Consider the following 15,579-nt stretch of genomic DNA (forward strand, 5'->3'; position numbering starts at 1 on the left):
CGGCCAGCTGTTTTCACTTGGCTGGACCAGTGGAGTGTATGGGTGGCATAAGGGGTTGCGCCAATCAATTTTTCTGATCGCTGGGATTTATGCCAGTGATCTATCAAGCGCGACGCGAAGCGTCGTCGCCGCGTTCAGGCGCGATGCGCAGCATCCAAGCGCGATGCGCAGCATCGTCGCGGCCCTGCCGAGGCGCGATGCGCAGCATCGTCGCGGCACTGTTCCAAGGCGCGATGCGACAGCATCGTCGCCCTCCGCCCAGCGCCCCGCCGCGAGTTCCCGCACCTCACCATCCAACACCGCCCCTCATCAAAGCGTGAATGCGGTGCGGCAAAGCCGCGCTTGAACGAAATGGAAATCGGCTCGATAGAATGACGCGCCGACACGCGCCGGAAACATCCAGCCTGTTAAAATGGTCTAAAAACCCGCCAGGAGCCCGCCAGTGGATCAGTCAGCCTTCGACAAGCAGGTCACCGCTCTGCGTGAGCAGCGCGCGGCGGCCAAGGGCACAATGCGCGAGGCCTTCGCCGCCGATCCCAAGCGCTTCGAGACATTCTCCGCCACCGATGGGGACCTTCTGCTCGACTGGTCGAAATGTGCCGTCGACGCAAACACGATGACGATGCTGGAAAAGCTCGCCGCCGCCGCCGACCTCGCGGGACGTCGCGCCGCCATGTTCGAGGGCGAGAAGATCAACATCACCGAGAACCGCGCCGTGCTGCACACCGCGCTGCGCAACCTGACCGGCAAGAGCGTGATCGTCGACGGCCAGGACACCAAGGCCGATGTGATCGCCGTGCTCGACGCCATGGGCGCCTTCGCCGACGCCATCCGCTCCGGCAAGGCGGCCGGCGCCACCGGCAAGAAGATCACCGACATCGTCAACATCGGCATCGGCGGCTCGGACCTCGGCCCGGCGATGGTGACGCTGGCGCTCGCGCCCTATCATGACGGACCGCGCGCGCATTACGTCTCCAATGTCGACGGCGCCCATATCCATGACACGCTGAAGGGTCTGTCTGCCGAGACGACTTTGTTCATCATCGCCTCCAAGACCTTCACCACGGTCGAGACGATGACGAATGCGCAGACGGCGCGCGATTGGGTTCAGAAGGCGTTGGGCAAGGAAGCGGTCGGCAAGCATTTCGCCGCCGTCTCGACCGCCCTCGACCTGGTGGCGAAGTTCGGCATCGAGCAGGACCGTGTCTTCGGCTTCTGGGACTGGGTCGGCGGCCGCTATTCGGTCTGGAGCGCCATCGGCCTGCCGGTGATGATTTCCGTCGGCCCGCGCAATTTCCGCGCCTTGCTCGACGGCGCGCATGAGATGGACGAGCATTTCCGCTCGGCGCCGATGCAGAAGAACCTGCCGGTGCTTCTGGGACTGATCGGCTGGTGGCATCGCGTCGTCTGCAAATATCCGGCGCGCGCCGTCATTCCTTACGACCAGCGCCTGTCGCGCCTGCCGGCCTATCTGCAGCAGCTCGACATGGAATCGAACGGCAAGAGCATCACGCTGGACGGCACTGCGGTCGCCACGCCGACCGGCCCGCTGGTCTGGGGCGAGCCCGGCACCAACGGCCAGCATGCCTTCTTCCAGCTCCTGCATCAGGGCACCGACTTTATCCCGGTCGAATTCCTCGCCGCCGCTGTCGGTCACGAGCCCGAATTGAAACACCAGCATGATCTTTTGCTCGCCAACTGCCTGGCGCAGTCGGAGGCCCTCATGAAGGGGCGCACGCTGGAAGAGGCGCGCGCCCAGATGCTGGCCAAGGGCATGAAGCCGGCCGACGTCGACCGCATCGCGCCGCACCGCGTCTTCTCGGGCGATCGCCCCTCGCTGACCATTCTCTACAGAAAGCTCGACCCGCGCACGCTCGGCCGGCTCATCGCGCTTTACGAGCACCGCGTCTTCGTCGAAGGCACGCTGTTCAACATCAATTCCTTCGACCAATGGGGCGTCGAGCTCGGCAAGGAACTGGCGACAGGCCTGCTGCCTGTCGTGGAAGGCAAGGAGACTGCCGCAAAACGCGACGCCTCGACTGCCGGGCTGGTGGGACATATCCACCAATTGCGCGGCGCGGAGTAAACGGGATTGGCGGATATCAAGGGAATATTGTTCGACAAGGACGGCACGCTTGTCGACTTCAACGCAACCTGGCTCGGAGTCGCCGACTTCATGGCGATGGATGCCGCCGAGGGCGATCGCTGGAAGGCGGATCGGTTGCTCGCCGCCGCCGGCTTCGACTTCGTCACGAAGCGCTTCAAGCCGGATTCGATCTTCGCCTCCGGCTCGAACATGGACGTCGTCGAGCTCTGGTTTCCGCGCCTGTCCGAGGAGGACCAGATGCACGCCGTTTCCCGCTTCAACGAGATCACCTCGGCGCAAGGTTCGGCTATGGCGGTCGCGCTGCCGGGCGTCGTCGACTCGTTGCGGGCCTTGCACAAACGATCCTATCGCATGGGCGTCGCCACCAACGATTCGACCAGCGGCGCCGAAAAGACGCTGGCCACGCTGGGCATCGCGCAGCTCTTCGATGCCGCCTTCGGCTATGACGCCGTTGCTAACTCCAAGCCGGCGCCCGACACGGTCGTCGCTTTCTGCGACCTGACCGGGTTGAGGCCCGGCGAGATCGCCATGGTCGGCGACAACCGACACGATCTCGAAATGGCCCGCGCCGGCGGCTGCGGCCTGGCGGTGGGGGTGCTCTCCGGCACCGGCACGCGCGACTCGCTGGCGCCGATGGCGGACGTCGTTCTGGACTCGGTCGCCGACCTGCCGGATTTTCTGACTGCGCGGGTGAACGTGCCGGCGGGTTAGACCAGGCGCCGTCCCAGGAAGACGCCTCAATCAGCCATTCTCCGATGCGACTGCTTCTTGGCCCGATTGCCGCAGCTGTTCATCTCGCACCACCGTCGCGAACCGTTCTTCGTTCGATCTATGAAAAGCCAGCGGCAGTCGTGCGGCGGGCATTGTTTGAGACGCGATAGTTCGTCGCCGCGAAGCAGGTCGAGAGCCGACCACGCGATTGCCCCGGTGATGCGATTGGCGCCTCGAAAATGCAACGACACCGGCGATCCAGCGAGCGCGGCGGTTCTGAGCGCTTCGGCCGCGTATTTTCTGATGGTATCGAGCGCGGCAGCGGGAGGTTCGTCGCCATGAGCGATTGCCGCGCCGGCGTCGTTTACGGCGCGGCGAAGGGCGAGAAAGTCTTTGACCAAAGCTTTGTGGTCGGCCGAAGGAAGCGCGAAATCATCGTCGATCAGGCCCGTTTGCTTTGACCACGCCAGGATGTCCGCCGCCGTCGCGAGATGGTCGATTTCCCGGTCGGTGCCGCGCCGACTGATGGTGTTGGCGAGGTCAAGGGCCAGGTTGCCGGCGATACGATGGGGAAATGACATCGGCGACGGCTTTCATTTCCTCGCTGCGTTGGGGCGGTCGCGCCCAAACAACGCCAATCCTGCGGCTACCAACAACAGTGCGGCGCCGCCGATCTCGGCCGCTCCGACCTTTTCGCCGAACAGCCAAACGCCTACGGCCAGTGCAACGATGGGCGAGATGAAGGCATAGAGCCCGGCGCGGGCGGTGCCCCATTGTTCAAGCAGACGCAGATAGATCGTGTAGGCTACGATGGTTCCGAGGAGGGAGAGGAACAACAGGCTTGCCGCAGCCGGAGCGACGTCGATTTTTCCTGGCAGCGTCGCCGAAACCTCGCCCAGAAGGAACGAGACGACGATCAGCGCTGCGCCGCCGAGAACGGCGTGGATCGCGGTGAGCGTCAGGGGCTTGATCGGGCCGATCAGCGGCCGCGCAATGACGCTCCCCGCGCAGTAGCACGCCGTGCCGGCCACGATAGCGGCAAGGCCCAATCCGTTTCCGGATTCCTGCTCGACAAGACGCGTCCAGAAGAGGCCAAGGAGACCTGTGCAGCCGAGCGCCAGCGCCAGGCCGTGCCGCCAAGTGGGCCGCTCTTCTCTGAGCAGGACTGCCAAGCCAAACAGAAGCACCGGAACCAGCGCGAGATTGACCAAGCCGGATAGGCCGGACGGGACCGTTTGCATGCCCCAGAACAGCAGTCCGTAGGTTCCGGCATTCGTCAGCAGGGCCGATATGATGACTCGCATCGACCGGCCTTCCGCGAAGGCCGATAAGGCTCCCTGTGTCCAAAATGCCAGGATTCCCGCGGTCAGCAGATAGCGCAGCCCCGCCAGAAGGATCGGGGGAACGCCGGCCTCCAGGCCGATCTTGACTGCCGCCCAGGTCAGCCCCCAGATCAGCGCCATGAGCCCGAACAGGGCGAGGTTGCTCATGACGGCAACGTCAGCGCAGATTCTGATCGTCGACGAGGATGCGATGGATCTCGATGCGCTCGGGCAGTTCGATCAGAAACTCGGGGTCGCGGTCCAGATGATGGACTTTGATCGGGTCGCCCTTGGTGAATGCGGTCATCGCTTCGATGTCGGGCCAGTAGGAGATGGTCGTGAACCAGGTCTCCTCTTCCCGGTCCTCGCGAAAGAGCTGGACGCCGAGCGCAGTCTGCCGAAGCGAAGGAATGCCCTCTGCCTTCAAATAGGTTTCGTAGCTGTTCGCGACATCGCGATGGGTGCGGCCGCGCCAGATGCGTGCGATGGTTGGTTTCGTCGCCATGTTCGTCTCCTTGGGTTCCGGGTTTCGCAGAGAGCCGTGCCTACGGCAACGTTCGCGAGAGGAAGTCGCGCACCAGCCGCAGGGCTTCCTCGAAATGTGTTTCCAACAGCCAATGGCCGGCATCGTCGAGGATATGGAGTTCCGCATCCGGGAGATCGCGACGATAGGCGAGCGCCGACTGCTCGGGCATGTAGCCGTCCTGCGGTCCCCAGACGATGAGTGTCGGCGGACGGTGCTCTCGCAGATAGGATTGGTATCGCGGGAACCATTCGATGTTCTGCTCGAGCTTTTCCATCAGCCGGACCGACACCGCCTTCCGGATCGGTGTGCTCATCAGCGGCCAATGCAGCTTCCACAGATCCGGAGGGACGCGGCTGGCGACGTCCTGAGATATCTCGCCGATGAACTCCTTGCGGAATCCCTCCTCGCTGACCGCCTCCTCGAGTGGACGGTGCCTCTCTGCCGATTTGTCCACCCACCAGGCTTTGATCGTGTCGTATTTCGGCCCGAGCACGTCCTCGTAGATGTCGCCGTTCTGGATGATCAGCGCCGCGATCCTGTCGGGATGCGCTATCGCGTGACGGAGGCCGATCTGAGAACCGTAATCGTGGAGCCAGAGCGCATAACGCTCCAAATGCAGCGCATCGGCAACGTCAGCGAGAACGCCGGCATAGGCGTTGAAATCATAGTCGAACTCGGCGAGGTCCGGTGTGTCGCTGTAGCCGAATCCAGGCCAGTCGAATGCTACTGTTCGCCAGCGGTCGGCCAAGCCCGGCATCAGGCGTCTGAACTGGTAAGACGAGCACGGGTAGCCATGCGGCAAAAGAAGAACGGAAGCATCGGGCGGTCCTGCTTCCCGCAGAAATATCGTGTGGCCGCCGATCTTTGATCGACGGTGATTTGTGTCGTGGATTTCCATGACGGCTCCGTCTCTTCTATCCGTTAGAACTGGTAAAACGGGTTTAGCTGGTCCCTGTTCCGAGCTTTGCTCTCGGACCCATGAATAAGAAAGTGCTGTATGACCCGTGGCGCCCGAGGTGAGGCGAGGGGCGATTGCTGGACTCCTTAGTCGCCCTTTATCGGACAAAAGCGAACACCGCGCTGGGCCTGGGTTCGCTGCCGCCGTTTCCGCCGACATCCGGCACGTGATATTCGCCGAGCAGGCAAAGCCGTGGCCTGGGCAGCCAGGCGCGGCCGGGATCGCCGACCAGCACATCGATGCCGGCGGTTAGGCAGCGGTCGAGGAACGGGATCATCCGTTGCCCGACATCCTGCGCGTAAAAGACGTCGCCGGCGAGAACCAGGTCGACCACCGGCGGGGGGCCGTCGGTGAGGTCCTCGTCGCGTGTCTGGATGGCGACGCCGTTGGCTTGCGCATTGAGGCGGAGCGCCACGATGCCGTTGCGGTCGATCTCCGCTGCGATCACTGCGCTCGCGCCGGCTTTTGCCGCAGCGATGCCGACCAGCCCCGAGCCGGCGCCGAGGTCGAGCACGCGTTTGCCGGCTACGATCGACGGACGGTCGAGGATATAGCGTGCCAGCACGGTGCCGCCGGCCCAGGCATAGGCCCAGTAGGGCGGCTGTGGGTCAGGCCGGCTTCCGTCGCTCTCGTCTTCCGGTTCGAGCAGCCGCCGCAGTCCGCTGCCGGGATGCGCCTGATAGAGCCGGACCTCCGGCACTGACGGCACCGGCGCCAGCCGCATGTTCGCCTTGATGAAGTCCGCCGGATCGAGCCGCTTGCCTCGCTCCCGTGCCTTGTCGGCGGAACAATCGCTCAAACCTGGTCCCGCAGCGCCCGCCGCAGGATCTTGCCGACCGGTGTCTTCGGCAACTCGGTGCGGAACTCGATGAATCTCGGCCGCTTGTAGCCGGTCAGGTTCTCGCGGCAATAGGCCATCAATGTCTCGACGGTGAGCGCCGGATCCTTCTTCACCACGAACAATTTAGGCACCTCGCCGGAATGCTCGTCCGGCACGCCGATGGCCGCCACTTCGAGCACGCCGGGGTGATGCGCCACCACCTCTTCCAGTTCGTTGGGATAAACGTTGAAGCCGGAGACCAGGATCATGTCCTTCTTGCGGTCGACGATCTTGGTGTAGCCGCGCTCGTCCATGAACCCCATGTCGCCGGATTTGAAGAAGCCGTCCTTGGTCATTGCCTTGGCGGTCTCGTCGGGCCGGTTCCAGTAGCCGGCCATAACCTGGGGGCCGCGGATGCAGATCTCGCCCACTTCGCCGAGCGGCACGTTGTTGCCGTCGTCGTCCCGAATGGCGATCTCGGTCGAAGGCAGCGGCAGGCCGATCGTGCCGGTGAAATCGGCCGAGCTGAACTTGTTGGCGGTCGCCACCGGCGAGGTTTCAGAGAGCCCATAGCCTTCGCTCACCGGACAGCCGGTCAGCGCCTTCCAGCGCTCCGCCACGCCCTTCTGCACCGCCATGCCGCCGCCCAGCGTCAGGATCAGCGGCTTGAAGTCCAGCTTGCGGAACTCCTCATTGTTGAGCAGCGCGTTGAACAGTGTGTTGAGGCCGGGGAAGATGTGCATCGGGTATTTCGCCAGTTCCTTGACGAAGCCCCGGATGTCGCGCGGGTTGGGGATCAGCACGTTCTGCGCGCCCTGCTGCATGCCCATCAGCGCGTTCACCGTCAGCGCGAAGATGTGATAGAGCGGCAGCGCGCAGATGAAGTTGAGATGCGCCGGCTTCGGCTTGACCGTATAGGCGTCCTCTACCCATAGCGAATTCTGCGCGACGTTCGAAAGCACGTTGCGATGCAGCAGCACCGCACCCTTCGAGACGCCGGTGGTGCCGCCCGTATATTGCAGGAAGGCGATGTCGTCGCCAGAGACCGTGGGCGGCTTGAAGGCGATACTCGCTCCGGTCTTGAGCACGGCGTTGAACTTCACATGGCCGGGCAGCGACCATGCCGGAACCATCTTCTTAACCCGTCGCACCACGAGGTTGACGATGGCGCCCTTGAGTCCGCCCAGCATGTCGCCCATGGTGGCGACGATGACATGCTTCACCGGCGTCCTGGCGATCACCGCCTGCAGCGTGCCGGCGAAGTTCTCGAGGATGACGATCGCCTGCGCGCCGGAATCCTTCAGCTGGTGCTCCAGCTCGCGCGGCGTGTAGAGCGGGTTCACGTTCACCACCGTATAGCCGGCGCGCAGTATGCCCATCATCGCCACCGGATATTGCAGCACGTTCGGCATCATCAGCGCCACGCGCGCGCCCTTTTCCAGGCCTCTCGCCTGCAGATAGGCGCCGAACGCGGACGACAGCCGTTCGACCTCGGCATAGGTGATCGACTTGCCCATGCATACGAAAGCCGGCCGCCCGGCGAATTGCTTGCAGGCGCCGACGAGGAACTCGCCGATGGACTTGTAGGGCAGGGCGCCGATCTCGGCCGGCATGTTCTTGGGATAGCTTTTCAGCCACGGCTTTTCCGGCAGGCCGACGGTGAGCTCGGTGATCGCCTTCGGCAGGCTCTTCGACGCAGGCTTCGCGTTGCCCGTCGCTGGCGCCGTCTTCGCGGCGGGCGACTTCGCGGCCGCTTTTCCGGCTTTTGCCGCCGCGGGCTTGGCAGCGGCCGGCTTTGGGGCTGATTTTGCGGGGTTTGCAGTCGTCTTCGCCTTCGCTGTGGCTGCGGCCTTGGCGGTCTTGGGCGCATCGCTTGCGGCGGCGCCCTTGGCCTTTGCATTCACCGGGGCTGTCGTCTTGGCTGCTTTTGCCACCTGTCTCTCCCTGTCGCCTTCAATCTCGGCGTCCGCTTCCAGGGAAGCGTCCTCCACGCCGTCGCGGATTTCCGGGAAATCCCGCCCACAGTCTATGTATTGCCTCTATCGGCGACGGTGCAAGCCTTGCCCCAGCGGCAGGGCGGGGAAAGATTTGCCGTCGAAATCCGATGATCCGGACACCTTCCGCAGCACGTCCGGCGGCGGGCAGATCTCCGGCAGTCGGGCCCTGTCGGCTGGTTTTAATAGGTGAGCGATCAATAAAAAAATGCCGTCGTTAATAATGTCGTGAGCAGAAAAAACTACTCATTTTTTCTGCGGTTTGAGCAAAAGCTAGATTCTTTTCCTGCTTCCCATGGGGTACGCAAACGAGGTGTTCCAAAGGCGAAGAAACGGTGCTTATATGCGCCCTTCGCGAGCCTGATAGAGGGGCTTGAGAGAACATCAGGGAGTGGTCAATGAAAAAGACAATGACTTTTGCAGCCGCGTTGCTGGCTGCAAGCGTCCTCAGCGGCATGGCCAGTGCTAAGACGCTCGTTTATTGCTCGGAAGCGTCGCCGGCCAATTTCGATCCGGGTACGACGACCGGCGGCAACGACTTCGATGCGTCTTCGCGCACCGTCTATTCCCGCCTGGTCGAATTCAAGCATGGTGGCACCGAGATCGAGCCCGGCCTGGCAGACAAGTGGGAAATCTCTGACGATGGCCTGGTCTATACTTTCCATCTGCATCCGGGCGTGAAGTTCCAGACCACCGACTATTTCAAGCCGACGCGCGACCTCAACGCCGATGACGTCGTCTTCTCCTTCGATCGCCAGTTCAACAAGCAGAACCCGTGGAACGGCGACAAGTATCTGCCGAACCTCACTTGGGACTATTACACCGGCATGGACATGCCGAAATACGTCGCCAAGTGGGAGAAGGTCGATGACCTCACCGTCAAGCTGACGCTGACCGAGCCGAACGCGCCGATGCTGGCCAATCTCGGCATGGATTTCGCCTCGATCGTGTCGAAGGAATATGCCGACCAGCTCCAGAAGGACGGCAAGATGGCCGACTTCTCGACCAAGCCGGTCGGCACCGGCCCGTTCCAGTTCGTCGACTACCAGCTGGATTCGGTCATCCGCTATGCTGCCAATCCCGACTACTTCAAGGGCAAGGAAAAGATCGACGATCTCGTCTTCGCCATCACGCCTGACGCGACCGCCCGCATCCAGAAGGTGCTGGCCGGCGAATGCGACGTCGCGCCCTATCCGAACCCGGCCGACATCGCCACCATCAAGACCAACAAGGACGTGACGCTGATGGATCAGGCCGGCCTGAACATCGGCTATATGAGCTACAACACCACCATCCCGCCGCTCGACAAGCCGGAAGTGCGCCATGCGCTCAACCAGGCAATCGACCGGGAGGCCCTGATAAAGTCGCTGTTCCAGGATGCCGGCGCGACGCCCGCCGAGAACCTCATTCCGCCGACCATGTGGTCGTGGAACAAGGACGTGAAGACCGATACCTACAATCCGGAAGCGGCCAAGAAGGTTCTCGCCGATGCCGGCCTGAAGGAAATCCAGCTCTGGGCTGCCGACCGCGTTCGTCCCTACAACCCGAACTTCCAGCGCGCGGCTGAACTGATCCAGGCCGACTGGGCCAAGGTCGGCGTCAAGGCGAACATCGTCAACTACGAGTGGACGAAGTATCGCGAGGAAGGCAAGAAGAAGGACCGTCCCGGCGCCTTCCAGATCGGCTGGACCGGCGACAATGGCGATCCGGACAATTTCTTCGCCACTCTCTTCGCCTGCTCGGCCATCGGCGTCTCGAACTACTCCAGCTGGTGCGACAAGGATTTCGAGGACCTGATCCAGAAAGCCAAGAAGACCAGCGACCAGGCCGAGCGCACCAAGCTCTATGAGCAGGCGCAGGTGATCTTCGCTAAGCAAGCGCCCGCTTTCCTGCTGGCTCACAGCCAGGTTTACGCGGTCGTTCGCAATAATGTCACCGGCTTCAAGATGGACCCGCTCGGCATTCACCGTTTCGACGGCGTTGACAAGTCCGAGTAATATTGCGAACGGGGCGGCGCAACTTCCAGCGCCGCCCCGTTCCATTTGATGATGCTCCGATATCTTCTCAACAAAATCGCCCTCCTGATTCCGACCCTGGTCGGCATCACCATCTGTGCCTTCGCCTTTGTCCGGCTGCTGCCGGGCGATCCGATCCTCGCCATGGCCGGCGAGCATGGCGTCGCCCCCGCCCGCTACGAAGAGCTCAAGCAACAGTTCGGCTACAATCTGCCGATCTGGGAGCAGTATGCGCGCTATGTGGGTGAGGTCGCCACCGGCGATTTCGGCGTTTCCATCTCGTCCAAGCGGCCGGTCCTCGAGGAATTCAAGACGCTCTTCCCGGCGACGCTGGAACTGTCCTTCTTCGCCATGATCTTCGCCATGGTGATCGGCATTCCCGCCGGCATTTTTGCCGCCGTCAAGCGCGGCTCATGGTTCGACCAGTCGCTGATGGGCACGGCCCTTGTCGGCTATTCGATGCCGATCTTCTGGTGGGGCCTGCTGCTCATCATCTTCTTCTCGGGCTATCTCGGCTGGACGCCGGTCTCGGGCCGCATCGGCCTGCAGTTCTTCTTCAAGCCGATCACCGGCTTCATGACCGTCGACAGCCTCCTCTATGGCAAGTGGGATGCATTCCGCTCCGCGCTTAGCCATCTCGTCCTGCCGGCGATCGTGCTCGGCACCATTCCGCTGGCGGTGATCGCGCGCCAGACGCGCTCGGCCATGCTCGAGGTGCTGGGCGAGGACTATGTCCGCACCGCGCGGGCCAAGGGCCTTTCGGCAGCGCGCGTCATCGGCGTGCATGCCCTTCGCAACGCGCTGATCCCGGTCGTCACCACCATCGGCCTGCAGGTCGGCACGCTGCTTGCGGGCGCCATCCTCACCGAGACCATCTTCGCCTGGCCGGGCATCGGCAAGTGGATGGTCGATTCCATCTTCAAGCGCGACTATGTCGTCGTGCAGTCGGGTCTGCTTTTGATCGCGCTCATCGTCATGGCGGTGAACCTCATCGTCGATGTGCTCTATGCCGTCATCAACCCACGCATCAGGGCGGCATAAATGACCCAGACCGAAATCGCCCCGATGGCCGCCGGCAGCCCGGATCGGCTCACAGGCCTCAAGACCTTCTGGCACTATTTCTCCGTGAACCGCGGCGCCGTCATCGGCCTGTTCGTCTTTCTCCTTTTGGTGCTCGCCGCGCTGTTCGCGCCGCTGCTCGCGCCTTATGCGCCCGACGTCCAGGACAAGACCGCGTTTCTGCGGCCCCCCGCCTGGCAGGCCGGCGGCTCGACGCAATATCTGCTCGGCACCGATCCGGTCGGCCGCGACATCCTCTCGCGCCTGCTCTACGGCGCGCGCTTCTCGCTGCTGATCGGCGCCGTGGTGGTCACGCTGGCGCTCACCGGCGGCATCACGCTCGGCCTGCTGGCGGGCTATTTCCGCGGCTGGGTCGACGTTGCGATCATGCGCGTCATGGACCTGATCCTGGCCTTTCCGTCGCTGCTCCTGGCGCTGGTGCTTGTCACCATCCTCGGCCCGGGCCTGTTCAACGCCATGCTGGCGATCGCATTGGTCCTGCAGCCGCATTTCGCCCGGCTGGTGCGTGCCGCCGTGATGGCCGAGAAGAGCCGCGAATATGTCGTGGCGGCGAAGGTCGCCGGCGCCGGCCATCTGCGGCTGATGCTCGCCACCATCCTGCCCAACTGCCTTGCGCCTTTGATCGTCCAGGGCACGCTGTCCTTCTCCAATGCTATCCTGGAAGCCGCCGCGCTCGGCTTCCTTGGCCTCGGCGCCCAGCCGCCGACGCCGGAATGGGGCACCATGCTTGCCACGGCGCGCGAATTCATCCTGCGCGCCTGGTGGGTGGTGACCTTCCCGGGTCTTGCCATCCTCATTACCGTGCTTGCCATCAACCTCGTCGGCGACGGGCTGCGCGATGCCCTCGATCCCAAGCTCAGGAGGTCGTGATGGCGCTGCTCGACATCCAGAACCTCGTCGTCGAATTCCAGACCGCGTCCGGTCCGTTCCGCGCCGTCGACGGCGTCTCGCTCCATGTCGACGAGCGCGAGGTGCTCGCCATCGTCGGCGAATCCGGCTCCGGCAAGTCGGTGTCGATGCTGGCGGTGATGGGCCTGCTGCCATGGACGGCGACCGTCACCGCCGACCGCATGGCCTTCAACGGCCGCGATCTGTTGAAGATCGACCCGGCCGACCGCCGCAAGATCATCGGCAAGGACATTGCCATGATCTTCCAGGAGCCGGTCGCCAGCCTCAATCCCTGCTTCACCGTCGGCTTCCAGATCGAGGAAGTGCTGCGTTTCCATATGGGCATGGACAAGGCCGAGCGCCGGGCGCGCGCCATCGAGCTTTTCAAGCAGGTCGGCATTCCGGAACCGGAGGAGCGGCTGAATTCCTTCCCGCACCAGATGTCGGGCGGCCAGTGTCAGCGCGTCATGATTGCCATGGCGATCGCGTGCAATCCGAAGCTGTTGATCGCCGACGAGCCGACCACCGCGCTCGACGTCACCATCCAGAAGCAGATCCTCGACCTGCTTGTCTCGCTGCAGGCCAAATACGGCATGGGCCTGATCATGATCACCCACAATATGGGCGTGGTGGCCGAAACCGCCGACCGCGTCATCGTCCAGTACAAGGGCCGCAAGATGGAAGAGGCCGACGTGCTGTCGCTCTTTGAATCGCCGAAGAGCAATTATACGCGCGCGCTGCTCTCGGCGCTGCCGGAGAACGCCGTCGGCGACCGGCTGCCGACCGTCTCCGACATGCTGTTCGAGCCCGCACCTTCAGGAGCCGGCGCATGACCAAGGTCGTCGAAGGCAAGGACATCAAGCGCGACTACCATGTCGGCGGCGGCCTGTTCCGCGGCGCGCGCACCGTCCATGCGGTGAAGGGCGTGTCCTTCAGCGTCGAGAAGGGCAAGACGCTTGCCGTCGTCGGCGAGAGCGGCTGCGGCAAGTCCACGCTCGCCCGCATCATCACGCTGATCGATCCGGCCACCTCAGGCGAGCTCTTCATCGACGGCAACAAGGTCGATATCGCCAGGGACGGGCTCACTAAGGAAATGCGCCGCAAGGTGCAGATCGTGTTCCAGAATCCTTATGGCTCACTCAATCCCCGCCAGAAGATCGGAGATGTGCTGGGCGAGCCGTTGCTCATCAACACCGACAAGCCGGCCGAAGAGCGGCGCGACCTGGCGATGAAGATGCTGAAGAAGGTCGGTCTCGGACCCGAGCACTACAACCGCTACCCGCATATGTTCTCGGGCGGCCAGCGCCAGCGCATCGCCATTGCCCGGGCGCTGATGCTGAACCCGAGCCTGCTGGTTCTGGACGAGCCGGTCTCGGCGCTCGACCTCTCCGTGCAGGCGCAGGTGCTGAACCTGCTTGCCGACCTGCAGGACGAGTTCCAGCTGACCTATGTCTTCATCAGCCACGACCTCTCGGTGGTCCGCTATATCGCCGACGACGTGATGGTCATGTATTTCGGCGAAGCCGTCGAATACGGCCCGCGCGACGAGGTCTTCTCCGACCCCAAGCACGCCTACACCAAGACGCTCTTCGCCGCGACGCCGCGCGCCGACATCGCCAGCATCAAGGCGCGGCTGGCGAAGAAGGCGGCGTAGGCCTCCTGCTTCGTCATTCTAGGGCGGAGCGCCGCGAAGCGGCGCGAAGACCCGAGGATCCATTCCGGTACCTCAGCCGAAGAATGCAGCGGAGTAGAATTTCTGCACCGTGAGCGGCGCTCTCACGTCACGGAATGGATCCTCGGGTCTGCGCGCGTCGCTTCGCTCCTTGCTTCGCCCGTGGATGACGACGCGGAGGTGGTCGGGATCACCGCAACTTCGCAATAATCGCCCGCAGCGCTTCCCCAAACCGGTGCACCTCTTCCACCGTGTTGTAATGCACCAGCGAGGCGCGGATCGCGCCGCTGTCCATCGACAGATTCAGCCGCTTCATCAGCCGCGGCGCATACATGTGGCCGTCGCGTATGCCGATCTGCATGGCGGCCATCTCCTCGACGATCCGCTGCGGCGACAGCTTGCCGATGTTGAAGCAGAAGGTCGGCACGCGCTCATGGATGCGCGCCTCGTCCGCGACGCCGTAGATCGTGGCATTGCAATCCTTCAGCACCTTCATCATCTCGCGCGCCAGCATCAGCTCATAATCGCGGATGGCGTTCATGCCGGCGACAATGTTGTCGCGGCGCGAGCGGTTGTTTTCGGGAAGGAAGTTGCGGCCGATCGATTCCAGGTAGCGCACCGCCGCGTCCATGCCGGAGACGTTCTCATAGATGAAGGTGCCGGCTTCGACCTTGTAGGGCGGCTCGTCGGGAATGAAGTCCTCGCGGAAGGTCGGCAGCCGCTTCAGCGTGTCGAAGCGACCCCATAGGAAGCCCATATGCGGCGAGAAATTCTTGTAGCCGGAGCAGACGAGATAGTCGCACTGCCAGGCTTGCACGTCGATCAGCCCATGCGGGCCGTAATGCACGCAATCCAGGAACACTTCGGCGCCGGCCGCATGCGCGATCCTGGCCACCGCGGCGACGTTGACGATCGAGCCGATCGAATGCGCCGTCACCGTGCAGGCGACGAGGCGCGTGCGCTCCGACACCAGCGGCTTGAGGTCGTCGACATGCAGATTGCCGTCCTCGCGCATGCGCCACCATTTGAACTTGGCGCCGGCGGATTCCAGCGCCAGCCATGTGGCGATGTTGGCGTCGTGATCCATGTCGGTAACGACGATCTCGTCACGCCCCCCAGGATCTTTCGCGAGCATCTGGCCGATGCCGAGGCTGACCAGGCGGATGAACGAGGTGGCGTTCATGCCGAAGCAGATTTCGGACGGGCTATAGGCATTGATCAACAGCGCCACGCTCTCGCGTGCGTCGGCGACCGACTGATCGACGGTGACGCTGCGGCCATAGCGGCCGCCGCGCTGCACATTGTGTGAAACCAGATGATTGGTCACGGCGTCGAGCACGCTTTGCGGGATCTGCGCGCCGGCGGCATTGTCCAGGAAGATGAAGTCGCCGGCCTGTTGAAGCGCCGGAAACAGGGCGCGGATCTTCTCGACCGGGAACGCCGCGGCGTTGGTATTGTCGGACTGGTGCTTGTTCACGGGCAGGCT

The 15,579-nt window shown here is 63.3% G+C and carries 14 protein-coding genes; 7 read left to right on the top strand and 7 right to left on the bottom strand.

The features are described from left to right. Positions 1 to 442: 442 nt before the first annotated feature. Together pgi and LB538_RS09630 are read left to right on the top strand one after the other, a co-directional pair. Positions 443 to 2,086: a glucose-6-phosphate isomerase gene (pgi, locus tag LB538_RS09625; protein WP_224526877.1), complete on the top strand. Its 1,644-nt coding sequence runs from the start codon at positions 443 to 445 to the stop codon at positions 2,084 to 2,086. A gap of 6 nt (positions 2,087 to 2,092) precedes the next feature. Next, positions 2,093 to 2,818 carry an HAD family hydrolase gene (locus LB538_RS09630; RefSeq protein WP_095766047.1) on the top strand — a complete coding sequence of 242 codons (726 nt, stop codon included), beginning with the start codon at positions 2,093 to 2,095 and terminating at the stop codon, positions 2,816 to 2,818. A gap of 26 nt (positions 2,819 to 2,844) precedes the next feature. On the opposite strand, the gene LB538_RS09635 is transcribed toward LB538_RS09630, so the two are convergent. From LB538_RS09635 to LB538_RS09660, 6 genes are all read right to left on the bottom strand, one after another. Beyond that, positions 2,845 to 3,399, bottom strand: a complete 555-nt coding sequence (locus LB538_RS09635; RefSeq protein ID WP_224526874.1) for a CGNR zinc finger domain-containing protein — start codon at positions 3,397 to 3,399, stop codon at positions 2,845 to 2,847. Positions 3,400 to 3,411: 12 nt separating this feature from the next. Next, positions 3,412 to 4,281, bottom strand: a complete 870-nt coding sequence (locus tag LB538_RS09640; protein ID WP_224526872.1) for a DMT family transporter — start codon at positions 4,279 to 4,281, stop codon at positions 3,412 to 3,414. A 37-nt stretch (positions 4,282 to 4,318) separates the two neighbouring features. After that, the gene (locus LB538_RS09645; RefSeq protein ID WP_224526870.1) at positions 4,319 to 4,645 is read right to left on the bottom strand and encodes a hypothetical protein; all 327 of its coding nucleotides are present in this window, start codon (positions 4,643 to 4,645) and stop codon (positions 4,319 to 4,321) included. Between the two features lie 40 nt (positions 4,646 to 4,685). After that, positions 4,686 to 5,564, bottom strand: coding sequence for an alpha/beta fold hydrolase (locus LB538_RS09650; protein WP_224526868.1), 879 nt, complete (start codon positions 5,562 to 5,564; stop codon positions 4,686 to 4,688). Positions 5,565 to 5,721: 157 nt separating this feature from the next. After that, positions 5,722 to 6,423: a class I SAM-dependent methyltransferase gene (locus tag LB538_RS09655; protein WP_411909001.1), complete on the bottom strand. Its 702-nt coding sequence runs from the start codon at positions 6,421 to 6,423 to the stop codon at positions 5,722 to 5,724. Next, on the bottom strand, positions 6,420 to 8,378 hold the full coding sequence (locus tag LB538_RS09660) for a long-chain fatty acid--CoA ligase (protein ID WP_224526866.1): 1,959 nt from the start codon (positions 8,376 to 8,378) through the stop codon (positions 6,420 to 6,422). Before LB538_RS09660 ends, LB538_RS09655 begins: the two co-directional genes overlap by 4 nt. A gap of 458 nt (positions 8,379 to 8,836) precedes the next feature. Here LB538_RS09660 and LB538_RS09665 point away from each other — a divergent pair, with 458 nt between their 5' ends. Genes LB538_RS09665 through LB538_RS09685 form a run of 5 tightly spaced genes read left to right on the top strand, consistent with a single transcriptional unit; the run spans position 8,837 to position 14,075 of the window. After that, a complete protein-coding gene (locus LB538_RS09665) occupies positions 8,837 to 10,435 on the top strand; it encodes an ABC transporter substrate-binding protein (RefSeq protein WP_095766043.1) in 1,599 nt (532 codons plus the stop codon). A gap of 51 nt (positions 10,436 to 10,486) precedes the next feature. Next, positions 10,487 to 11,494 (top strand): ABC transporter permease subunit, encoded by a 1,008-nt coding sequence (locus LB538_RS09670; protein ID WP_140629740.1) that lies wholly within the window; start codon positions 10,487 to 10,489, stop codon positions 11,492 to 11,494. After that, positions 11,495 to 12,403 (top strand): ABC transporter permease subunit, encoded by a 909-nt coding sequence (locus tag LB538_RS09675; protein WP_095766042.1) that lies wholly within the window; start codon positions 11,495 to 11,497, stop codon positions 12,401 to 12,403. Further along, positions 12,403 to 13,254, top strand: coding sequence for an ABC transporter ATP-binding protein (locus LB538_RS09680; protein ID WP_095766041.1), 852 nt, complete (start codon positions 12,403 to 12,405; stop codon positions 13,252 to 13,254). The genes LB538_RS09675 and LB538_RS09680 overlap by 1 nt, the downstream gene beginning before the upstream one ends. Next, the gene (locus tag LB538_RS09685) at positions 13,251 to 14,075 is read left to right on the top strand and encodes a dipeptide ABC transporter ATP-binding protein (protein WP_095766040.1); all 825 of its coding nucleotides are present in this window, start codon (positions 13,251 to 13,253) and stop codon (positions 14,073 to 14,075) included. The genes LB538_RS09680 and LB538_RS09685 overlap by 4 nt, the downstream gene beginning before the upstream one ends. Positions 14,076 to 14,283: 208 nt before the next feature. Here the strand turns inward: LB538_RS09685 and LB538_RS09690 are convergent, their stop codons facing one another. Further along, positions 14,284 to 15,570, bottom strand: coding sequence for a cysteine desulfurase-like protein (locus tag LB538_RS09690; RefSeq protein WP_224526863.1), 1,287 nt, complete (start codon positions 15,568 to 15,570; stop codon positions 14,284 to 14,286). Between the last annotated feature and the right edge of the window lie 9 nt (positions 15,571 to 15,579).

Source organism: Mesorhizobium sp. Ca11 (genome assembly GCF_020165275.1).
Lineage (GTDB): Bacteria > Pseudomonadota > Alphaproteobacteria > Rhizobiales > Rhizobiaceae > Mesorhizobium.